The organism is Sphingomonas sp. GW821-FHT04B01 (assembly GCF_059420425.1).
Genome location: NZ_JBWKTR010000004.1, coordinates 364,771 through 385,673 on the forward strand (window position 1 = coordinate 364,771; position 20,903 = coordinate 385,673).

The window sequence follows — 20,903 nt, forward strand, 5'->3', positions numbered from 1 at the left end:
GCTCACAGGTCGGCTCCATCGGGATCGTCACGGAAGCTGGCGCGGCGCCGCGCGCCGGCATCGCGCTCGCGGCGGTCGAGTTCGGCGACGACTGCCCGCGCCAGCGCCTGTTCGTCCATGCCCGGCCCGGCGTGAATCTCGATATGGTAGGTGGGCGCTGCCTGCGGCACGCTCGATCCGGCTGCCGCTCCGCCGGCCGCGGCGCCTGCGCCGGCTCGGGCGGTTGGCGGCGCTGCCCGCGCGGTGACGATCTTCACGTCGCGCGCCTTGGCAGATACGGTTTCCGCCGCTGCGAAGCTCGGCGCCGCCAGCAGCCCGGTCGCCGCGGCCGGGAACGCTGCGGCTGCCGCCATGTTGCGGGTCAGCCGGGCAATGCGCCCCACCGCGCCGGCGTGGCCGCGATCGAGGCCGACGTTGAGCCCGCCGATGATGTGTCCGCCCAGCTCGGCAAAGACGCGGCTGGGCGAATGGATATCGGCGCCCTTGCGGAAGCCGCCTGCCAGCGAGTGCGCGAGCGTCTTGCCGGCGTTCCACAGGCGGGCGGGCGCGCTCTTGATGCCGTTCCACAGCCCCTGAATGATCATGCTGCCGAAGTCGAAGAACATCGCCGGCAAGGTGACGAACGCCGCGCGCATCGCCCCCTTGAACGCGGCCCATGCCACGCTCCAGCCGTTCGCCAGCATCGCCGGGAAGCGCGTCGTCAGCCACGATACTGAGGCGACGATCGCCGTCGTGAACGTCGTCCATGCTCCGCTGAATCCGGATGCCAAGAGCCCCGGCAGGGTGCCGCTCAGCCATGCGAAGGCGGCGGAGCCGAAGCGGAACAGCGCGCCGAGCGCATAGCCGGTGAAATAGGCAAGCGACTGATAGATATCGAGCAGGCTGAGCGAGAAGATCGCCTTGATCCCGCTCCACATGCCCCGGAACAGGCCGGTGATCGCCCCGGTCGCGGCGGTGAAGCGCGTCTCGATCCCTGCCCACAGGTTGGAGAAGAAGCCCGAAATCTCACCCCAATTCCGGTAGATCAGCGTCGCTCCCGCGGCGAGCAGCGCGACCGCGGCGACGACGGCGAGCACGACGCCGATGATCGGCAGCAGCCCGATCTCTGCGATGCCGCCAGCGACCCCCATGGCGATCAGTCCGGCGTTGACGACCGCGATCGGCCCCATGAACGCGGCCAGCACGATCGTGCCAGCACCAAGAACGATGAACAGCGCGGTGAGCGCGGCAGCGCCGAGCACGACGATCTTGGTCAGCAGCGGGTGGCGTTGCGACAGGTTGGCCAAGCCTTGCGCAAAGGCGCTGGCGCGTGAGACGATCGCGTTTACGGCGGGCAACAGCACGGTGCCGAGGCTGATCCCAAGCGCGGTCGCCTGGATCTTCAGCTGTTTGCTTCGTTCGGCCGAATCCTTCAGTCGCTCGGCGAAGTCGCGGTCAGTGGTGCCGCTCGCACCCGCCGCGGCAGCGCGGATGCGGCGGTATTCCTCCATGTTCTGGATCAGCGGGCGCAGGCCCTGCTGCACCTGCGCATCCTCGAACAGGAAGCCGATCTTGCCGAGATCCCCGCCGGTCGCCTTGCGGGTCAGCTCGGCAATCGCTTCGAGCGGCGTCTTGCCCTCCGCATACGCCTTTTTCAGCGCATTCGGCAGGTTGATGCCCATCTTGTCGAACGCCTTGATCGTGGCGGGTGAGCTGATCTTCTGTATGATGTTGGCGACGTTATTGGCCGCTGTCGCGCTGTCGCCGGCTCCCTTGCGCGCAATCTGCAACGCGGCCGCGAGATCCGCGACGGCGCCGACGCCGGTTTGCCCCAAGGCCTGATAGCCGGCGGTGAGCGCCGGGAACGCGCCGGCCATGTCCTTGATCTCGAATGCGCCCTGCTTGCCCGCCTCGGCCATGACGTCGATGACGCGGCCGGTCTGCTGGATCGGCACCTTCAGGTTATCGTTCGCGGCGAAGGCCGCGGCCGACAAATCGGCGATCTCCGCCTTGTAGGCGGTGGCCGCGCGACCGATTGGCTTCATCATCGCCACTGCCTGCCGAGGATCGAGGCCAAAGCCCGACAAAGTGTCGACGCCCTCCTGCAGGGCGCCGGGGAGCTGGTTGGCGGCACGGGACGCTGCGAGCAACTCGCGCCCCATGCCCGCCGCCTGCGCACGCGACAGGTTCGCCTTCTGGGCGATATCGGTCATCACCGATTCGAACTTCTGTGCATCGCCGACGCTGCCGACGAACTGGCGCCCGAGCGTCATGCCGATGCCGAGGCTGGCGGCGCCGCCCGCGGCGAGGCCGGTGGCCATGCCCTGCACGCGGCCGAAGCCCTCCCGCGCCGCTGCGAAGCGCCGCGCACGCGCATCGGCGCGGGTCAGGCCCTCGGTCTGTTCGGTCAGCTCGCGGTTGGTGCGCTCGATCGCAGTGCGCAGGTCGCGTTCGTGCCGCGCCAGATCGGCGGTGCCCACGCCGGCCGCGCGGAGGCGGTCGCGGATCTGTTGCAAAGATTGGCTCTGCCGTTCGTGCTCGTCGCGAAGCGCTGCCGCTTCGCGCCTGGCCTTTTCAAACTCGCGGGCGAGCTGGCGGCTGGGATTGGCCGTCGCCTGCATCTGGCGGGCGAGGGCGGCGACGCGGGTTTGTGCCTGCTGCATTGCAGTCTCCGACCCGCGCATTTCCGTCTTGAGCTTGCGGAAGGCGTCGATGTCGCCGCTGGTACGCCTGAGCTGCTCCAGTCGCTGCCGGATCTGGCCGATAGCGGCGGTAGCGGCGCGGCTGCCGCCGGCGATGTCGCGCAGCGGGCGGGTTACGCGATCGGTCGCTTCGAGCAGCATGCGGATGCGTAGATCGCGATCCATGGGGTCATGACTCCGGGTTGTGTCGCTTGAGCGCCTTCTCGTGCCACCCCATGAGTTCCGGCAAACCCATGGCGGCCATGGCATCGGGGGGCCAGTGGAAGACGATGGCAAGATCCGCCATCGCCTCGTCTACGCTTGCGGGAATTCCTCCCCCTTCGCGGCTTTCGGCAGCAAAAAATCAGTGATCTCCATACCGAACTGCGTGAAGTCGGCGGGGTCGAGATCGGCGACCTCCTGCGGGGTGAGCGGCGGCATGGTGATGCGCGGCAGCAGCGTCGTGGTCGCGGCGACGTTCATCTGCACGAGATCGGTAATGTTGAGGCCGCGCAGCTCGCCCGACCGGGGGCGGCGCACCTGCACCTTGTCGATGGTCTGGTCGCCTCGCCGGAACGGAAAGTCGAGCGTGATTGTGGCGATCGAGGGGGCGGTCGCGGCCGAGGCGGCGGCGAGGGCGGTGATGGAAGTGTCGGTCATGTGAATTTACTCGCGTTGAGGCTGGGGTGATCGTGCAGTTGGCGTTGCCGGCGCGGGCGACGTGGCACCCCCATGGCGGGGGTGCCGGTCAAAGGATGGCGGCGCGCTGCTCCGCGAGGATGTCGACGCCGTCGACGATGTGGATCATGTTGAGGACGTCGATCTCGACCTCGACGCGGCCGTTCCACTCCTCGCGGTAGTAGACGCACTGCGTCTTGACCTTGCAATCACCGGCATCGCCCATCTTGGCGTCGCCGCGGTCGATCTCCTCGTGCCGGCCGCGGACGGTGATCTCGATCGTGTCGTACACACCGGTCTGATCGTTCTGATAGGCACCGACGAAGCGCAGGAATGTGCCGGCAAGACCGGGCCGCCCAAACTGGCGGATGACGGTGCGGTCGGGACCGCCGAGCGTCCATTCCATCTCCATCGCTCGGCACCCATGTCGTACTTGACGGTGCCGTCCATGCCGCCGCCCCGATAGTCCTCCATCTTGCGGGCGAGCTTCGGCATCTTCACCGATTGCACCTCGGCGAGATAGCTCTGGCCCTCGTTGAACAGGTTCATGGTCTTGAGTTTGCGGGGAAGGGCCATCGGTCAGCTCCAGAAAACGGGAAGGGGGCGGGTGCGGGCGATCACCCGACGGTGAAGTCGGCCAGATACGTGTCGGTGATCTTCTGGGTCAGCGAGAGCTGCTCCAGCGGCGGCACGGGGGTGAAGTCGTAGTCGATCGCCAGTTTGCCCGCGGCGAGCGTGGCCTGCGGGTTCTTCTCGGCGTCGAACCACGCCTTGCCGCCGATGAGCCGGCCGGCGCTGACCAGCCCGCGCAGGCTGCCGTTGATCGTTTCGACGATGTCCTTGGCGAGGCTGGGGCGCAGCGGCTTGTCGATCGCCCACATCATGCCGCCGGCAATGGTATCGAGCAGCACCTGCGCCGTACGGGTGGCGCTCTCGAACGAGAACGGCGACGTCACGTCATCGCAGGTGCGGTTGCCCCAGAAGCGGAAGCCGCCGCCCGCGCGGATCAGGGCGGTCACCTGCTTGTCGTTGAGCAGCATGGCTTCGCAGCCGGGATCCTGCACGTCGAACTGGATGTCCTTGGTCAGGCCGACCACGCCCTCGACAGGCACATTCGACAGCGTCTTGTGGAACCCCTGCTCCTGATCGATGCGCGCGCGCAGTCCGAGCGCGCGGGCGACGGCGAAGCTGGTCGCGTTCGCCGCGGCACTGGTGTCGAAATAGAGGAAGTCGGGATAGACGAGCATCAGCTCGCGCGCCGAGAAATTGGCGCGATAGGCGGTGGCGGCGGTGACGTCGGCGCCGATCGCGCTGGCATAAGCGAAGCCACGCAGCTTCCGGGCAACGACGGCGAGCGCCGCGGTCACCGCCTGGGTGTCGAGGCCGGGGACGCCGAGGATGCGGGGCCTGACGCCGAGCTGCGCCTCCGCGGCGAGCAGCGCTTGCAGGCCGGTCTTGAGGCCGTTCACCGTGGCGTCGATGACGTTGGCGCTGGTGGCGGCGGCATCCGCCCCGGCGGCGACTCGCACGACGATGACGGGCGTCTTGGCCTGATCGGCGATCGCGCGCAGTGCCGGCGCGAGGGTGCCGCCCGTGCCGGCGACGCCGATCGCTGCGGGGAGGTCGGTCACCAGCGCGGGGCGATTGAGCGGGAAGGCCGCGTCGAGCGCGGCGGTGGCGGCGCCGGCCGGCGCCGTCGCGGTGGCGACGAGGCCGATGACCGCGGTGGCGACCGTGACCAGCGAGCGGGCGCCGTTGGTCGCTTCGGTGATGGTGATGCCGTGCATGGACGTTCCTTCAGGCGTTGGCGGTGAGGCTGCCGGAGCGCGGCAGGGGGATGGAGAGGCGGGCGCGGGCGTTCGGACCGGACACGTCGGTGCGCTGGCCTTCGAGCACCGCGGCGAAGGCGGCGGGGCCGGTTTGATGGATGACTACGGCGGACAGCTTGAGGCGCGGTTCCCAGCGCATGATCGCCAGCGCGGTCGCCGCCATCAGCCGCATGCGGCCGAGCGCGTTCATTGGCTGGTCGACCAGCTCGGGGAGCAGCGAGCCGTAATCGCGCCGGCCGATACGGCTGCCGATCGGAGTCGACAGGATGTCGCCCACCGACTGTTCGAGATGCTCGATGCCGGCGAGCGGCTTGCCGGTGGCGGCGTTCATGCCGATCATTGCGGCGCACCCGACACGCCCCCGCCGGCGGTCACGCCGGAGTGCTTGTGGCTCTTGAGGCTTTTGCCCCCGCCGATGACGTCATCGCTGGCCTCGGCCTTGCCGGTGATGCCGACATCGCCGGTGACCTTTACCGGGCCGACGATCTCGACGGGGCCGGTGATCTTCACCCCACCCGGCGCATCGATCTGCACCCTGCCGCCGGCGGGAAGCTGCGCGACGAGCAAATGCGTAGCTGTATCGTAGGAGACGAGCGCGCCGTCGTCGAAGCGGATCAGGTCGATCGCCTTATCCGAAGGCGCGGGGTTGGCGTCGGAGAAAAGCCCGAGCAGCGCGAGGGCGCCGTCGGTGTCGCCCTCGGGGCAGATCAGGAGGCATTGCTCGCCGACGCTGGGCGGCGACCACGTCCGCGTCTTGCCGGCGCGCTGGACGATTCAGCAGACGTCGCCGGTGACGGTTTCGCCGACGCGGACGCGGCAGGTCGCCTCGGCCAAATCGACGGCTTCGATTGTGCCAAGCTGGATGATGTTGCCGATCACGCGGCGAGGATCGGAAAGGTCGCTCATGACGGGCGACATTGACGCGGGGTGGCGGGTTCGGCGCGGTCCGGACCCTGTAGAGAGGGTTTCTACAAGGGGCGAGGCACTTGGGCAGTAAGCGTGTGCGTGAAGTGCCTGTGGCTAGGCCGAACCAAGATCGTCTCAAAACAAACCAGTTGCGGCCATCCAGAGACTGCCTGCCCGTTGATAATTTCTGGAAGCCACTGATGTTGATAGTAGATTGCGGCGCGCGCTTCCGCTGCTGACGTGTTGGTCTCGCGCATGAAGCAGAGGATTGGTTAGTGGAAACAGTCGCGGAAATTTGGGCGGGTGACCTCTTTGGCCGGCAGGAGGAATCCGCGCAGCTGATCGGTTATCTCGAGACGGTCGCGATGCGCCCCTCCCTGAGGGAGGATGGCCATGCCTACGTCCTAGCTGTCGATGCGCCGTATGGTGAGGGTAAGAGCTATTTCCTGCGACGCTTCGCCCGCCATATGGCACATTCCCATCCGGTCGCGTTCGTGGATGCTTGGACTGATGACTTGGAGGACGAGCCTCTTGTGGCGCTAGCCGCCACGCTCGATGCCGCGCTCAGCCCATATGCTGACAAGTCTGAGGAACTCCGGCGAAGGATCGACAACTTCAAGGCTAAGGCTGGAGCAGTCACGCGCCTCGTTGCGACCGGGCTTCTCAAGCGGGCCGCATCGCTGCTCATCATGGAGAGCGGAGCTGAGGCGGTCAGCGAGGTTGTTGGTAAGCCAACCGAGCTCACTAAAGACTTGGGCAAGGACGTGTTGAAAGACTCGGCGAACAACCTTGTTAATGATGTGTCTAATGGCATGGCTACCATCGTCAGCGGTAGCATGGAGCAACGAATTGCGCGTTTTCAAGAAGGAAAGGCTGCCGTAAACGGTATGAAGGCGGCGCTTAGGGCCATTGTAGAGCACTTGGGTAAAGATAATATTTATCCAGCCCCTATTGTTATAGTAATTGATGAGTTGGATCGCTGCCGTCCCACCTAGGCAATCAAACTGTTGGAGGAGGTCAAACACCTCTTCGACGTGGAAGGCGTCGCATTTGTTCTCGGTATGCATGGTGAAGCGCTCGCTCACTCCGTCTCGGCTGCATACGGCAGCCAATTTGACGGCGCCGCATACCTGCTGCGCTTTATCACCCGCCGCTACACGCTGCGCTCCGTTGAGGTGGAACCGCTCCTCGCAGCACTCATCTCCGCGCGCGGTCTTGATACCCGGCGGCTCGTCGCGCCAAGTGTACAAATTCGAGAAGGCGAGCGAGCATCACGTGTGCAGCTTCATACGCTTTTATCGATGTATTTCACTGCATTTGACATGAACGCGCGCAGCGCGTTTGCTGTTGTCGATGTGCTGGAGACTTGCTTGGCTATAACGGGTGATATTCAGCTTCATATCCCCTATCTAATGCCATTAGTCTGTAATTTCGTTCGGGGACGTAAATATTTGGCGAGGTCCGTTAATTTTCCGTCTTGGAATTTTGCTTTCTACAACTCTGAAATAAGGCAATACTATTATAAAAATCTCAATGAAGTCGCCGATGATTATGATGAAGCACTTAAACTATCAATAGTTAAACTTAGAGAGGCGTACGACGTTAGCCATCAAGGCAGCGTAATCATGACCGTGGCCGAATACGAACTTGATGGATTGGCCGATGGTTCCGTAGGCCATCCTCGGAGTTACGAGAAGTTACTTCGATTGGTAGCGCATTTCAAGTAAACGATACTGTCTGAAGCCTAGGGTTTGCAGAGTGCCCTTTCAAAACAAACGCTACAGGGGGCTCCATCATATCTTGATTGGATATGAAAGAGATGTCGTCACAGCTTGACGGGATGGCGAGCTGCAGATCGCCGTTGCCGTCAATACCTGCAATGAAGCGGGCAGGGATGCTGAACTTGCCAGCCTTGATCGTCCCGTCGGACTCGCTGGGTCGAAGTTCGTTATGGCGCCCGCATAGCAGTCTCCCATGGTAGCATCGCTAGGTGGAGCGCGTCGCAATCGCGCCGGCTGATGCGGGTGCCAGCTCGGCGCGATTGTCCCGACCGATCAGGAGGTGGGCAGGGTGATGGCGGGGTCGGTGGCCGGTTCGTCGGCCTCGGGCAGGTTGACGATGACGCCGAGGCCGATCTTGACCGCGACGCCGCGCGCGACGTCGGCGACCCGGTCGCGGGTTGCCGATGGATCGTAGGTGCCGCTGTCGTCGTGACAGGCGTTAACGCTGCGCTGATGAACCGTCTCGCCTTCGGTAAAAGTGACGGGGACCGTGCGGGTCGCGGGGTCGTATTTGCCGATCTTGGTCTTCATGGTCGTGTTCTCCTCGTGGACGGATCAGACGCCGCGGCTGTGCCAGCGGAAGGTGAGGGCCTCGCCGGAGCTGTTGCGGACGGTGAAGCTGGTGGGCGGCGCGCCGTTGACGCTGCGGACGCCGATCGGGCCGGCGCCGGAGCCGATCGGTACGCACCATGCGGTATGCGCGACGGGCAGCTGCACATCGACTGCAGCGCCCGAAGCGACATCGACGACGCCCCAGCATTCCTTGGTGCCGTCGGCGAGGACGCGATAGCCGTTCGTGGCGGAGCTGTACGCGACCACCCGGTCGTATTCGCTGCCCTCGTGGCCATCGAGCAGATCGGCGTCGAAGCCCGATCCGGCGCCGTCGTTGCCGACGTCCATGACCTTGTTGCCGCCGCGGGTGAGCGCTCCCCCGACGTTCATCGCCCCGCCGACGCCGACCGCCCCGCCGACGGGATTGATGCTGATGTTGACGCCGTAGAGGACGAGATCCTTGAACGCGCCGTTGGTCCGGTCATACGGCTGGAGGATGCCATTGCCGCCGCTGTAAAGCAGTTCGAGGCCGACCCCCGAGCCGAACGCTGCCGCGCCCTGGACGCGGGCACCGGCGTGGCCGGTCGCGCCGGTGAAGGTGCCGCCGGCGAGCAGCGCGAAGTCCGTCGACTCACGGCCGTCGAGCAGATCGGCGTCGAAGCCCGATCCCGCACCATCGTTGCCGACGTCCATCACCTTGTTGCCGGCGCGGCTCAGGGCGCCATTCACGTTCATGGGGCTGGAAACGCCGACCGTGCCGCCCTGCGGCTCCAGCTTGATGTTCGACCCGTACAGGACGAGGTCGCGAAACACGTTGGCCGCGCGATCGTAGACCTGCAAATAGCCGGTGGTGTTACCGTACAGCAGCTCGGTTCCGGCGCCACCCTGCGGGATGCCGGTGCCCTCCGCGCGGATATAGTTGGCGCTTTCGAGGATCGGGGCGCGGACCTTGCCGGTATAGGTGGCGCCCGCCAGCAGCGCGAACTCCGCCGCCTCGCGCCCGTCGAGCAGGTCGGCGTCGAGGCCGGAGCCGGCGCCGTCGTTGCCCTGATCCCAGACTCGGTTACCGCCGCGCAGGATCGTACCGGCCACGCTGAGCGTGCCGTTGATTGCCACCGGCGCCGTCATGGCGATGGCGCTGCCGTAGAACAGCAGGTCACCGAGCGTGTCGGTGCCGCGGTTGTACGCCTGAATGATGCCGGTGGTGTTGGTGTAGAGCAGCTCGAGGCCGCGACCGCCCGCCGGCGGGGTCGACCCCATGGCGCGGAGATAGGTCCCGCTCTCCAGCGAGGAGGCGGCGAGCGCGCCGGTGAAGGTCGCGCCAGTGAGAAGCGCGAACTCCCGCGCGTCGCGCCCGTCGAGCAGATCCGCGTCGAGGCCCGACCCGGCACCATCGTTCGCCTGATCCCAGACCTTGTTGCCGGCGCGCGTGATCGCGCCCGAGACGTTGAGCGTGCCGTTGATCGCGACCGGGGCGGTGAGCGCGATGGCGCTGCCGTAGAATAGGTCGCCGAGCGTGTTGGTGCCGCGATTGTACGCCTGCACGATGCCGGTGGTGTTGGTGTAGAGCAGCTCCAGCCCGCGCCCCGTCGCCGGCGGGGTCGATCCCAGCGCGCGCAGATACGCGCCGCTTTCCAGCGTTGCCGCGGCGAGTGCGCCGGTGAAGGTCGCGCCGGTCAGCAGGGCGAACTCGGCACCGTGCCGGCCGTCGAGCAGATCCGCGTCGAGGCCCGAACCGGCGCCGTCCACGGTCAGCAGGCGGGCGAGGATGTTCGCCGCGGTGAAGATCGTCGCCATCGCCTTCGGCGTCAGCGCGCGCATCGCGTCGGCGAGGGCCGCAGCCTCGGCATCGGTGGCCAGCTCGACGACGCCGGCGCGATCGACGGTCGCCGGCGGGTTGAGGAAGTTCGTCGAGCCGAAGGTGATGTTCGCGGCCGGCACGTTGACCAGCGTCAGATCCACCGCGAGCAGGAAGACCGCGCCTGCCGACTTCTCGACGATGACCCCGGCCTGACCGTAGATGCCGAACAGCGTGCCATCGGCGAGATAGAGCGCGAACGAGCGCACCGAATAGGTCTGATCGCTCTCGTCGCGCACGATGAGGTGGAGGATGTCCGCGGCGACGGCATCGCCGGCGATCGTCGTGATCCGCTTGACCTCGCCGGGCAGCGCGACCGCGGCGGCATCCGGGGCGACGGCGGTGGGGCTGACGCCGACCGAGACGATCTGCACTGCCTTGGTGCCGCCGGCGGGGTTGACCATGGCGGCGCGGCCGGCGTTGGTGATGACGAATTGCAGCGCCATGGAAACTCCTGATCAGGCGGCGAGCGCGAGGCGGGCGAACACTGCCGGACGGCCTGCGGCGATGACGCCGAGATCCCCGCGCGCGGTGAGCGCCTGGCTGAAGGTGAAGACCGACCGCACCGGCTTGGCGCGGTGGACTTCGGCAATGACGGCGTCGGCGAAGGCGGCAGTCTGCTCGGACCCGACCAGTCCATCCAGTGAGACTACGAGCTCGAAGGTGTGGGGCGCTCCGCGCGGCGTGGTCTGCCACCATTCGCGCAACGCGACGGCACCGCCGAAGCTCTCGACGACGGTCCGGACCGCCTCGGCGGTGCCCTTGCTGCGCTGGATCTGGAGCGCCGCGGCGACGCGCTTGCGCTTGACCATCTCGGGCCAATCGCTCGACCAGCTGTCGATCGACAGCGCCCATGCGAGATAGGGCAGCAGCGGCAGCGGGCAGGTGGCCGGGTTCCACAGGTCGCGCAGCGGCACCGGCACGTCGCCGACGCGGGCGGTGGCCGCCTCAATGGCGCGCTCGAACGCCGTCGCATTGGGCGGCAGCAGCGTCATTCGCCGATGCCCGCATGGGTCACGTCGATCGCGGTGCACCACGGCGCCTGCGTCCGGCTGATGACGATGTCGGTGGCAGGCTGGGTGAGGCTGACGTTCTGGACGCCCTCGACATGCAGCGCGGCGAAGATCCCCGAGCGGGTGATGTCACGGCCGAGGCGATGACTGCCGGCCACATAGGCGGCGAGCCGGGTGCGGGCCTCCTTGATTACGATCGAGCCATCCGGGCCGGCGAAGGTGCGGACGGTGGCCGCGACCCGATAGTTGACGATGCTGGCCGACTGGACGCTGACGTGATCGGTCAGTGGCCGGCGCTTCTCCGCCGACACATAGGCGAGCACGGCGGCGAGCAAATCCGCGCTGGCGGTGCCGGGCGCGGTGCGCGACAGCACGGTGACCAGGACCTCGCCCGCAGCCGGGCTGGTGGCGCTGGCGTCGAGCACGTCGGAGGCGGCGGACAGCGCGTGGAAGATGTAGGCGCCCTCCGGCCCGGCGACCGAATAGCCCTCCGGCGCGAGCACGAGGCGGCGCCGGAAGTCGTCGTCGCTTTCGTAGACCGCTGCTGCACCGGTCCGGGGGTTGGCGGGGGTGATGAGCAGGCGGGCAACCCCCATCCGCGCGGCGAGCTGGTCGAGATCCGCGCCGACGGCATAGGCGGGCATGACGGCGCGGGCAGCGTCGTTGACGCGGGCGCGCAGCAGCAGCTCGCGATAGGCGGCGGCCTGAAGGATTTTGACCGCGGGATCGCTCTCGATCGTCGCGTCGAAGGTCGGCACCATCGCGCGCAGGCTGGCGAGCATCTCGCCGTAGATCGTCTCGAACGACAGCGCCTCGATCACCGACGGCGCGGGCAGACGTGAGAGATCCACGGCGGTGAAGGTCGCATATTCGGCCATGGGACCGTGTGATGCTAATTATCCAGCCGAAACTAGCGGTGCTTCTTGTACAGTGGGTCTCTACATGGCTTACGTATCTAAGTCGTTTCGCCAAATTTCTATATAAATTCTTCTTTCATAGAATTATTCAATATTTTTTCGATATTGACAAGCAAGGGCTCAAAGTGCGCAAAAGCTAACGACTCAAAATTTGCAGAGGCCTGAGCAAAGGCGACTTTTTTGCTTTTATCAACAACTGGTCGAGTCTGACCTTTAATCAGCGGAATGTGGCTTACCATGTTAGGCAGGTGAAATTTATCTTCAAACATCATTTCTATCGATAGAGCAGAGTTTCCAGCAATTTGCAGGCTAGCGAGATCAGAGCGGAATGCTGGAACCGGTAAAATTCCTGCGTATGCAAGCTTGGTCGGGTGGCGCCTAACCATTCCTTCTTGTAAACTTCTCAGTATAGGTTCGCGAGGCCACAAACCGTTCCATTGGTTGTAGGCGTCGTCAAAGTCGAATATCGCATATACCGGTTGGTCTATTATTTTGTTTAGGAAAGACCCTTCTCTGAGAAGCTGATTGATGTTTTTTGATCCAAGCAGGTCCCTAGCTTCAAAGGGTCTGGCCTTATTTGGTCGCAGCTTCCGCCATGCATTGGTTATGATTTCTACGTCTGTTCGACCTTCTACGAGTATAAGCATAGGCTTTTTCTGATCGGAAAGAAATGTATCTATATTAAATGCCTGCACAGCCTCTTGTGCTTTGAACATGGGATATTTTGGTTCCGGCATTTGTGAAATAATACCAGTATTGTTGTCCTTTTCTAATATCACCGTTTTTGCGCCAATCGATCCATGAACGATAAATGGCGAATGTGTTGCTATAAATATTTGTGGTGACGCGTCCTGAGAGCGCAGAATTGTTTCATAAAAACCGACAATTCGACTTTGCCACTCAGGATGCAGGCTAAGTTCTGGCTCGTCTATAAGAATTACGCTATGCTGAGCGGTAGACAAGTTGGCAAGAAGAAAGCCAGCTCTAAACACGATCTGCTTTTCGCCCGTGCTCAACTGGGATAGGCTGCTTTCACGTCCGTTTTCCTCGAACTTGATAATTAAACCATTATGTTGTTGGATGTGCTTGAAACGTTTCGACGGAAACATAAAATCGAAAGCGTTTTCGAAGCGTTTAAACCGTATGTCCTTTACGGAAGCTGGCGGTACCTCATCCGGGTTTAAGCGGACCCAATTAGCTAGATCCTCGTTGTCGGCGGAGCGAATATCTACAATTAGCTGGGCTATCGAGGCCGCTAGGTCATCGCCGCTTCGCGCCGATCTGATTGTGGGATTATCAATGCTGCGACTAGTCACCGATTGAGGAATGGGTGCATTAAAACTTACGCTGGCTTCAGAATAGAACGCTCCCCCGAGCGTCTTCCAGTCATCTGATCCGATATTAGCTTGAATTGACGTTCGGACGCCGTCAGAGGCGAGATAACTAAGGTGAACTGCTTCCCATATTGAAACGTCTTTTGACCAAGACAATTCGAATTCGCTGCAATTGGGTACAGCATCACCTGAGGATCCAGCGTTTTCGAATATTCTCCTTAAGGTAGGTTCATCGCGAGGAGAAAAGCTGATTCCTGCGGTTATAGGTCCGATGTTTGCGCCGGGCTGAAGGCTCATTGTGTCATATAGAGTCTCCAGAATCGAACTTTTGCCTGTACCATTCCCGCCCGCAATAACGACTGTATTAAAGGCGTGCCCGCTTTCGTCCATAAAATTTAGATCTACGTCTCCAATGCCCGGATGGCCGGTGATCTTTATCCACTTAACAATCATTTGTGTTTCTCTGTTCGGTTTTGAAAAGGTGGGGTCGCTGATCGATCGTGCCACGATGACGTAAAGCGGCATGAACGATCAAGAGTCGCCGTGCAGTTAAACATCCAGCCTAATTCAGAATATTGCGTTTTGTCAGTGACTTGATGGCGCAATCGTGTCTAGCAACAAATCAAGGGCATGACGGCGCTCGGTTATGCTTAGACCTACGAGCTGTCGTCGCGCATATCGGACAGGTTTGGCCCTAAGGGTCGGCCGATCCATCCCGCCTTCCTGATTTACAATAGCAATCGCCGCCGCGCGGCCGGCAAAGCCGATCCACGCCTCGTGATCGGTGGCATCTGCGCGCAGGAACCGCCCGTTGCGTAGCTTGCGGAACATGGCATGCTGCCGGATCTTGCCCTTGCGGCGGAACTTGCCGGCGCTGGCGTTCTGTTCGCCTGCCTCGATCGGCAGCCAGCGATCGACCTTGTCCCAGAAGAAGCTGCGGATGCCGCCGGCCTCGATGTCGAAGCCGGTCATCAACTTGCCCTGTCGGACCCAGCTCTTCATGAACACGACGCGGGGATTGGCGTCGCCCTTGGGGTAGAGGAAGCAGACCGCATAGGCGCCGGGCTTTGGCTCCTTCTTTTTCCGCCGCGGCGCATAGGGCTGCCCATCGGGCGCCTGCTGCCGGCCGATGCGCGCCGATTGCGTGACGCGGATCTCGCGCGCCATCCGGCGCAACAGCGAGCGGCGCGCGGCCGGCGCAAGCTGGCGCAGCAGTGCGCCGGCAACCCGCTCGATCTCGGAGAAATCCTCGCTCATTTGCCGGCGGTGAAGCGCGGGTCGCTGGTCCGGGCGGCGAGGTCGCCGTTGAGGAAGATCTGCCAGAGCGGGACGCAGCCGATCCCGAAGCTGTCGGCGTCGGCGGGCGCATCGTCGCGTAACGCGGTGAAGCCGCCGCCATCCTTGGCAGTCACCCGCACCGCTTCGTCCAGCTCGATGTAGATCGAGACGTCCGACGTGTCGGCGTCGAGGAGTTCGGACTCGAAACGGAACGGCTCGGCATCGGCGCGTTGTAGTAGGTCGGGCTGGTGCTGCGCGATCCACGCGAGCACCGGCACCATGATCATGTCGGGATCGCCAGCGAAATCCTGCACGACGACGTTGAGCGTGTAGCGATATTCGAGATTGAGCGAACCGGCGCGCGCCGAGATCCGGCCTTTGTCGACGAACAGCGACAGCTTGGCAGGATCTGCGGCGAGCGCCGGCACGAAGGCCTCCAGCACCTTGCGCAACGATTCCGGCTTTTTCACTGGGCCCCGCCCTTCGGACAGGCGCCGGGGCTGTTCCAGTTGACCAACCGGTCGAGCTGGTCGGCGTTGGCGCCGAGCGCGCGCGCCATGCGGATGATGCCGGCGCGCGCCCTGGTCGGGATCTGTGCGATCAGCGTTTTGTCCTCCGGCACGCCCTCGGGGCGCTCGGCGCAGCGGAGCAGCTCGGCGGGCGGGGTGTCGGTGACAGGCACGGCTACGGGGACCGGCTTTTCGACCTCGACGTGTCTAACGGGCGGCAGCGCGCACGCCGGCAAGGCGGTTGAGAGAAGCAAACCAGTCAGCATCGACGAGGTTCGTGCGTTCGGCTTTGGCATCGGCTGCCTCCATGGCGTGGGCGGCGTCGCGGGCTGCATCGGCAGCGGCGCGGGCGGCGTTGGTGTCGGCGGATTGGCGGGCATCGTGCTCGGCAAGCGCGGTGGCGAGCAGCTGCGCGGTCTGCTGGTCAGCGTTCGCCTTGAAGCTGGCGAGGCCGGCGACGCGCAGGGCGCACAGCTGACCAGGCTTCGCCGATCGGTCGCCGGCGAACGTCGCGCCGCTGGCCGCGCAGATGACTTCCGCCCAATGCTGCAGTCGGTCGCGCTCGGCGCGGACCTGCTGGAACTGGACGTAGAGCCACGCGCCGACGCCGGCGACGACCGCGAGCACGATGAAGGATGCCTCGCCGCGCAGGCGCGACCAGAGGGCGGACAACAGGAGTTTCATGCCGGTTCCTTTCCGGTGGCCATCATGGCTTCCAGACGCACCGCGCGATTGCCGACCTGCCGATGCCACAGCGATGCCTTCATGCCCGCGACCGCATCGGCGTAGCGGCCCTCGCGCATCGCGCGCAGGGTGCCGTTCTCGAACTGCAACAGGCCCTTTGCCGGCAGCTTGCCCGCCGCGCGCCGGCCGATCCCCATGTTGAAGCACATGTTAAGGATCACGCGCTGGCGGACGCCATCGACCTTGCGCCACCACGGCAGTTGCGCGTCGAGATCGCGCTCGACGCCGGCGATGTCGTTGGCCAGCAGCGCGCGGCTCTGGGCGCGGTCGATGCCGCGGGCGAGGCAGTCGGCGCGGGTGATGCCAAGCGCCCTGCTTTCGGCCGCGGAGATGCCGAGGCAGCCGTCGCCGCGCGGTGCGTCGAGGTTGCGGCCGACGCCGATCGTCTGCTTGCCGGCGGTGCAGCGATAGACCTTCAGGCATTCGGCTTCGTCGCGAATGAGCTCGGCTTCGAGCTTGGCGCGATCGTAGGTCATGCGGCGTCCTTCTTTTTGCGGAGGAAGGGGATCAGCTCGCGAGCCGACGCCGGCAGATCGGCGATCGCCTCGACGCAACTGGCCATGAACCGGGGCGTCGCCTTGAAAGCGATCATGCCGACGACGAAGCCGATCGCCTGCCGCACGAACGGGTCGAGCGGCCCCCACGGCGAAAGCGCGGCGATGGCGTTGGTGGCGAAATAGCTGACGACGATTCCGACCCAGAGCTGGGTGACGCGGCGTCCCCAGGTCAGACCGGTTTCGTAGGCGAGGCTGACGCTGGCGCCGAGCGCGGCCGGGCATAGCGAGATCAGGAAGGCGAGGAGCGCGTTGCCGACCTCATGCAGGAGCTTGTCCATGGTCAGTCCCAAAGCTGGATGAGGGGGAGCACGGTCGCGGCCGGCTTGGCGCTGGCGGGTACGGTGACTCGCGTTCCGATCGGCAGCACCGGGCCGAGATCGGCGATGCCGGGATTGGATGAGAGGACGCGCGCGATGTCGGCCGCGCCGAGTGAGCGCTCGCGCCAAATCAGTTCGTCGAGCGTGTCGCCCTGTCGGGAAACGAGGATGTCGTCGGCCATCAGATCAGCTCGATCGTGCTGCGGTCGACGCTGAGAATGTCGCGGATGGCGTGGACCGCGTCGCGACGCAGCTCGCCGATCGACGGCTCGGCATCCTCGACCTTGCGCTGGCCGGCGCCGGTCAGGTCGACGTCGCGATACGCCTCGACCAGCTCGGCCTTGGCATAGGCGCCCACCGCGCGCTCGTAGAGCAGCACCAGACGGCTGCGGCCGTCGAGCATCGGCGATGGCACCTTGCCGAGGCTGGCATGGCCCGCGGCGCGCTGAGCCCGCTGCCAATCGCCCAGCTGATTGCCGACGGTGACGATCGCGCCGATCAGCGCGCGGCGCAGACGTTCGGGCGTGACGCCATCCTTCACGCGCAGCGCGGCGCGAGCCGCGGCCGGATCGACGTCGGGATACCAGCCATCGTTGGTTATCACCGCCTCGGCGGGCGCGGCGGGCGCCGGCGCCAGCAGGGGAGGGCAGCTGAAGCCGCTCACAACGCCTCCGTCAGGTGGCAGAGATAATCGGCCGCGACGATGAAGAGCAGGACTCCGCATAGCGCGGTGACGATCGCGGTGGGGCGGGCGGGGAGCGCGATCGGGGTGCTATCCGGGCCGGCGAGCGCCGCACAGACGGCACCGCCCAGCGCGGCCACGATGCCGACACCAAGCGCGGCGAGGGCGAGGGCGCCGATCGCAAGATAGAGAAGGGTGGCGAGCATCGGCATGTCCTGTTCGTCGCCCGCCCGGTTTACGGAGGTGGAGATCGGGTCGATCGACGGCCCGCAGCCCGAAGGCCCTCCCGTCTCGCGCGATCTGCCCCCGAGCGCCGGGGGGCGAGTTATGCGGCCAGCGGGGTGCCGGCCTGTTCCTGTGCCGCGGCCAGCGCGGCCTGTTTGTCGGCCGCGGCGCCCGCGGCGCGATCCTTGGCGGCGCTGGCGAGCGCGCGCTGCAGCCGCTTGATCCGATCCTTGGCGCCGACGCGCACGTGCAGGTCCTGCGCGCGCTGCAACGGCTGGAGCGCCTTGCCGATCGCGGCGAGATGCTCGGGGGAGCCGGACTCCTGTTCGTCGGCGACGCGGGCGAGTTCGAAGCCGATCGCCTTCATGAGCTTGGCGCGGATCTCGTCGTGCATGTCGGCGTGCGCGGTCAGCGCATCGACCTGTTCGAGCACGTCGAGCGGGAAGCTTTCGCCGCGGCCCTGCATCTTGAGCACCGCGGTGGCGAACTCCTCGGCAATCAGCGGCGCCGCGGCGCGCTGGTAGCGGGCAGGGAGCGGGACGTCGAAACGGAGGACGTGCCCGGCGAGTTCGAGCGCGCGGGGCCAGTCGCCGGTGTCGATCGCCCAGATCATGATCGTCGGCAGCACGTCGTCGGCGCCGGAGGCGGGTAGATCGTTCCCCTCGATCGCGGCGCCTGCGGCAAGGCGCAGGTCGCACCATTCGCGATATTCGGGCAGCATCGTGCGCTTGGCAGCAACCTTCAGCTCGATCGACTGGATTTCCTTCAGCCGGCGCAGGTCGTGGGTGAGGCGCAGCATGATCTGTGCAACCGCAGGATCGACGCCGGTCGCGAGCTGGACATCGGCATCGCTTTGCCCGGCGGTGGCGGTGGCGGCGATGGCGGTGGAGAGGCGATGCTCCAGCGCCGGGGTCATCGCAGGGATGGCGGGTCGCCCGCCCCCGTCGCCGGTGACGATCGTGGACGGGTCAGGCCTGACTGCCGTGGCAGCGAGGCGTTCCCGATGAAGGCGAGCAGGGCTCATGATCGTGTCCGAAGGCGAGAGGGCGGGCAGCTGGTGGGGCGGAGGGTCGGTTAGACCTTCGGCCCGAGCTGGATGTTCTCGATCAGGCAGGCCTTGCCGTAATCCTCGACCATGAAAGCGTCGTTGATGCTCTCGTAGTTGGCGACCCGGTCGAACTGCGGCTCGTCGGTCACCGCGCGGCGGGCCGAACCGATCTGCCAATAGTAGGACAGGTTCTTCAGGCTGGTGATGAGGATCGCATTGGCCGGGAAGAACGGCACCTGCATCGTCGGCTTGCCGCCCAGCTGGCGGCTCGACAGGATGACGTCGCGCGCCACCTGCTCGGTCGCCTTGTTGCCGGCTGCGCTGACGATCTTGAAATACTTCTCCTGGACGAGGTCCGAGCCGACGATCACGACGAGGTCGGTCGCGGTGCGGTAGCGTTCGTGGATCAGGTTGCCGATCGCATCGAACACCAGCGCGTCGAGGTTGACGTAATCGGCGGTGCCGGTGTCGGAAACGTAGACCTTGTTGGCGTCCTTGGTGCCGCGGCTCATGACGCGCGCCGGCGCATAGGTGCGCATCTTGTAGAGCCAGCCCCAATTGACGTCCTGCAGCAGCGCGAACTTGGTACGGTCGGTTTCGGCGGCCGCATCCACGCCGTTGAAGCCGATGGTGATGACGTCCTCGGCCTTCTGGACGAGCACCGCGTCGCGGACGAGCTGCTGGAACTCGGGCCGGTGCGCCCATGCGTCGAGCAGCGTGTAGCCCCACGCATAATCGTAATCGGTCTTCTTGCAGAAATACTGGTCGATCTTGTCGCTGGCGGTCGGATCGGTCGGGTTGCGGCGGTGGCCTGCGGCGGTGTCGGTGCGGCTGGCGAGCGAACGGCCGACGCCGACGCCGACGCGGTCGCCCTGCTGGGCGGCGACGGGGATGACGTTGATGCGGCTCATGAAGTCGCTCGTCAGCTGGAGCTTGGCCTGCAACCGCTGCTCGATCACCGGGGCGACGGCGAACTGCTTCAGCTCGCCGGGGATGACGGTCAGCGAGGAATGGAGGCCGTTGAGCTGGGCGAGCGTGCCGACGTAATTGTTGAACAGGAGGCGGGTGGCGGTCTGCATGCGAAATTCCCGGTGATGATAGGCGAGGGACTGCGGGTGTCGGGGCTGCGGATCAGCAGTCGGTGGCGAACTTCGCATCGACCGATCCGCCCGCATGGGGCGCGCGCGAGAAGCCGTTCGGCGCCTCGGTCGTTTCGAGTCTGGTCTTGAGCGTGGCGAACTCGGTCTGCATGGCGCTTTGCGCCTGCGTCACCGGCAAGAGTGCCGCGGCGATCGAGCCGCTGACCGCGGCTTGCAGTTCGCTGGTGAACGCCGCGACATCGAAATTGTCGTTTGCGGCCTTGGGCTTCGGCTCATCCTTCGGCTTTTCGGCCTCCGGTGCCTTGAACTTGGCGGTGAGCGCGGAGAAGAATCCCGCGATGGCGCTTTCGACCTTGGCGGGATCGGCAGGCGCCGCCTCGAACTCGAGTCCGACCGGCGTATCGCCATGGGCGAGGACGGTGCCGGGGCCGCTGCGCGAGAATTTGAGCGCCTGCGTCGCGATGCTGGCGGGATTGTCGGTGAAGGCAAGGGCGAGCATGCCGACCTTGCCGGTGCCGGCATAGCTGTCGGTCAGCTCGACCGACGGGAACGGCTTCTGGTCCTTGGCGGCGAGCGCGACGAGCTGGTCGTTGCCGTCGACCTGACAGTAGAGCGCCTCGCGCTTCTCGGTCTTGCCGGCGATCGTGATGTCGTCGGTCTGCTGCTTGACGGCGATCACGCTGCCATAGCCGTTGAACGGCGGCTCGGGGCTGTAGCCCGAGATGTGCTCGATGTTGATCCGCGGCGTGTAGCTGTCGGTGTTGAAGGTCGCGACGATGTCGCTGATCATCTCGGGCGTGATCACGCGGCCGTCGCTGATCGTCTGACCTGCGAAGAAAGCGCGGAAGAACTTGCTCTTGGTGCCCATGGCGCTGCGGTCCTCGGTTCGAAATCTGGCTGGCGGCGCGGCGCCGC

The 20,903-nt window shown here is 65.1% G+C and carries 25 protein-coding genes and 1 pseudogene; 2 read left to right on the forward strand and 24 right to left on the reverse strand.

Annotated features, from left to right (window positions below):
* Positions 1–2: 2 nt before the first annotated feature.
* The 7 genes and pseudogenes from AC07UH_RS12830 to AC07UH_RS12860 all read right to left on the reverse strand — a co-directional run bounded on the left by AC07UH_RS12830 (position 3) and on the right by AC07UH_RS12860 (position 5,941).
* Positions 3–2,846 (reverse strand): phage tail tape measure protein, encoded by a 2,844-nt coding sequence (locus tag AC07UH_RS12830; protein WP_495180733.1) that lies wholly within the window; start codon positions 2,844–2,846, stop codon positions 3–5.
* Between the two features lie 4 nt (positions 2,847–2,850).
* Positions 2,851–2,967, reverse strand: coding sequence for a GpE family phage tail protein (locus AC07UH_RS12835; RefSeq protein ID WP_495180734.1), 117 nt, complete (start codon positions 2,965–2,967; stop codon positions 2,851–2,853).
* Positions 2,968–2,975: 8 nt separating this feature from the next.
* Positions 2,976–3,320 carry a phage tail assembly protein gene (locus AC07UH_RS12840; protein WP_495180735.1) on the reverse strand — a complete coding sequence of 115 codons (345 nt, stop codon included), beginning with the start codon at positions 3,318–3,320 and terminating at the stop codon, positions 2,976–2,978.
* 88 nt (positions 3,321–3,408) lie between these two features.
* Positions 3,409–3,914, reverse strand: a pseudogene (locus AC07UH_RS12845) (phage major tail tube protein).
* Between the two features lie 41 nt (positions 3,915–3,955).
* Positions 3,956–5,125 (reverse strand): phage tail sheath subtilisin-like domain-containing protein, encoded by a 1,170-nt coding sequence (locus tag AC07UH_RS12850; protein ID WP_495180736.1) that lies wholly within the window; start codon positions 5,123–5,125, stop codon positions 3,956–3,958.
* Positions 5,126–5,135: 10 nt separating this feature from the next.
* Positions 5,136–5,507, reverse strand: a complete 372-nt coding sequence (locus AC07UH_RS12855) for a GPW/gp25 family protein (RefSeq protein ID WP_495180737.1) — start codon at positions 5,505–5,507, stop codon at positions 5,136–5,138.
* On the reverse strand, positions 5,504–5,941 hold the full coding sequence (locus AC07UH_RS12860; RefSeq protein WP_495180780.1) for a phage baseplate assembly protein V: 438 nt from the start codon (positions 5,939–5,941) through the stop codon (positions 5,504–5,506). Before AC07UH_RS12860 ends, AC07UH_RS12855 begins: the two co-directional genes overlap by 4 nt.
* A 407-nt stretch (positions 5,942–6,348) precedes the next feature.
* On the opposite strand from AC07UH_RS12860, the gene AC07UH_RS12865 reads away from it, so the two are divergent.
* Positions 6,349–7,068, forward strand: coding sequence for a P-loop NTPase fold protein (locus tag AC07UH_RS12865; protein WP_495180739.1), 720 nt, complete (start codon positions 6,349–6,351; stop codon positions 7,066–7,068).
* A gap of 12 nt (positions 7,069–7,080) precedes the next feature.
* Entirely contained in the window at positions 7,081–7,800 is a 720-nt protein-coding gene (locus tag AC07UH_RS12870) for a hypothetical protein (protein WP_495180740.1), read from the forward strand.
* Between the two features lie 327 nt (positions 7,801–8,127).
* Here AC07UH_RS12870 and AC07UH_RS12875 read toward each other — a convergent pair whose 3' ends face one another.
* From AC07UH_RS12875 to AC07UH_RS12955, 17 genes are all read right to left on the reverse strand, one after another.
* Complete coding sequence (locus AC07UH_RS12875; protein ID WP_495180741.1) at positions 8,128–8,385, reverse strand: hypothetical protein; 258 nt, start codon at positions 8,383–8,385, stop codon at positions 8,128–8,130.
* A gap of 24 nt (positions 8,386–8,409) precedes the next feature.
* Positions 8,410–10,710 carry a hypothetical protein gene (locus tag AC07UH_RS12880; RefSeq protein ID WP_495180742.1) on the reverse strand — a complete coding sequence of 767 codons (2,301 nt, stop codon included), beginning with the start codon at positions 10,708–10,710 and terminating at the stop codon, positions 8,410–8,412.
* Between the two features lie 12 nt (positions 10,711–10,722).
* A complete protein-coding gene (locus AC07UH_RS12885; protein ID WP_495180743.1) occupies positions 10,723–11,259 on the reverse strand; it encodes a phage tail protein I in 537 nt (178 codons plus the stop codon).
* Entirely contained in the window at positions 11,256–12,155 is a 900-nt protein-coding gene (locus AC07UH_RS12890) for a baseplate assembly protein (protein ID WP_495180744.1), read from the reverse strand. Before AC07UH_RS12890 ends, AC07UH_RS12885 begins: the two co-directional genes overlap by 4 nt.
* A 98-nt stretch (positions 12,156–12,253) precedes the next feature.
* A complete protein-coding gene (locus tag AC07UH_RS12895) occupies positions 12,254–14,053 on the reverse strand; it encodes an AAA family ATPase (RefSeq protein WP_495180745.1) in 1,800 nt (599 codons plus the stop codon).
* 60 nt (positions 14,054–14,113) lie between these two features.
* Entirely contained in the window at positions 14,114–14,785 is a 672-nt protein-coding gene (locus tag AC07UH_RS12900; protein WP_495180746.1) for a phage virion morphogenesis protein, read from the reverse strand.
* A complete protein-coding gene (locus tag AC07UH_RS12905) occupies positions 14,782–15,276 on the reverse strand; it encodes a phage tail protein (RefSeq protein ID WP_495180747.1) in 495 nt (164 codons plus the stop codon). The genes AC07UH_RS12900 and AC07UH_RS12905 overlap by 4 nt, the downstream gene beginning before the upstream one ends.
* Complete coding sequence (locus AC07UH_RS12910) at positions 15,273–15,488, reverse strand: hypothetical protein (RefSeq protein ID WP_495180748.1); 216 nt, start codon at positions 15,486–15,488, stop codon at positions 15,273–15,275. The genes AC07UH_RS12905 and AC07UH_RS12910 overlap by 4 nt, the downstream gene beginning before the upstream one ends.
* A gap of 34 nt (positions 15,489–15,522) precedes the next feature.
* A complete protein-coding gene (locus AC07UH_RS12915; protein WP_495180749.1) occupies positions 15,523–15,999 on the reverse strand; it encodes a hypothetical protein in 477 nt (158 codons plus the stop codon).
* Positions 15,996–16,535: a glycoside hydrolase family protein gene (locus AC07UH_RS12920; RefSeq protein WP_495180750.1), complete on the reverse strand. Its 540-nt coding sequence runs from the start codon at positions 16,533–16,535 to the stop codon at positions 15,996–15,998. The genes AC07UH_RS12915 and AC07UH_RS12920 overlap by 4 nt, the downstream gene beginning before the upstream one ends.
* The gene (locus tag AC07UH_RS12925) at positions 16,532–16,894 is read right to left on the reverse strand and encodes a hypothetical protein (RefSeq protein WP_495180751.1); all 363 of its coding nucleotides are present in this window, start codon (positions 16,892–16,894) and stop codon (positions 16,532–16,534) included. Before AC07UH_RS12925 ends, AC07UH_RS12920 begins: the two co-directional genes overlap by 4 nt.
* Before the next feature lie 2 nt (positions 16,895–16,896).
* A complete protein-coding gene (locus AC07UH_RS12930) occupies positions 16,897–17,115 on the reverse strand; it encodes a tail protein X (protein WP_495180752.1) in 219 nt (72 codons plus the stop codon).
* Positions 17,115–17,597, reverse strand: a complete 483-nt coding sequence (locus tag AC07UH_RS12935; protein ID WP_495180753.1) for a head completion/stabilization protein — start codon at positions 17,595–17,597, stop codon at positions 17,115–17,117. Before AC07UH_RS12935 ends, AC07UH_RS12930 begins: the two co-directional genes overlap by 1 nt.
* Positions 17,594–17,821: a hypothetical protein gene (locus tag AC07UH_RS12940; RefSeq protein WP_495180754.1), complete on the reverse strand. Its 228-nt coding sequence runs from the start codon at positions 17,819–17,821 to the stop codon at positions 17,594–17,596. Before AC07UH_RS12940 ends, AC07UH_RS12935 begins: the two co-directional genes overlap by 4 nt.
* A 119-nt stretch (positions 17,822–17,940) precedes the next feature.
* Complete coding sequence (gene gpM / locus AC07UH_RS12945) at positions 17,941–18,756, reverse strand: phage terminase small subunit (RefSeq protein WP_495180755.1); 816 nt, start codon at positions 18,754–18,756, stop codon at positions 17,941–17,943.
* 158 nt (positions 18,757–18,914) lie between these two features.
* Positions 18,915–19,967 carry a phage major capsid protein, P2 family gene (locus tag AC07UH_RS12950; protein ID WP_495180756.1) on the reverse strand — a complete coding sequence of 351 codons (1,053 nt, stop codon included), beginning with the start codon at positions 19,965–19,967 and terminating at the stop codon, positions 18,915–18,917.
* 52 nt (positions 19,968–20,019) lie between these two features.
* Entirely contained in the window at positions 20,020–20,856 is an 837-nt protein-coding gene (locus AC07UH_RS12955; protein ID WP_495180757.1) for a GPO family capsid scaffolding protein, read from the reverse strand.
* Positions 20,857–20,903 lie beyond the last annotated feature (47 nt).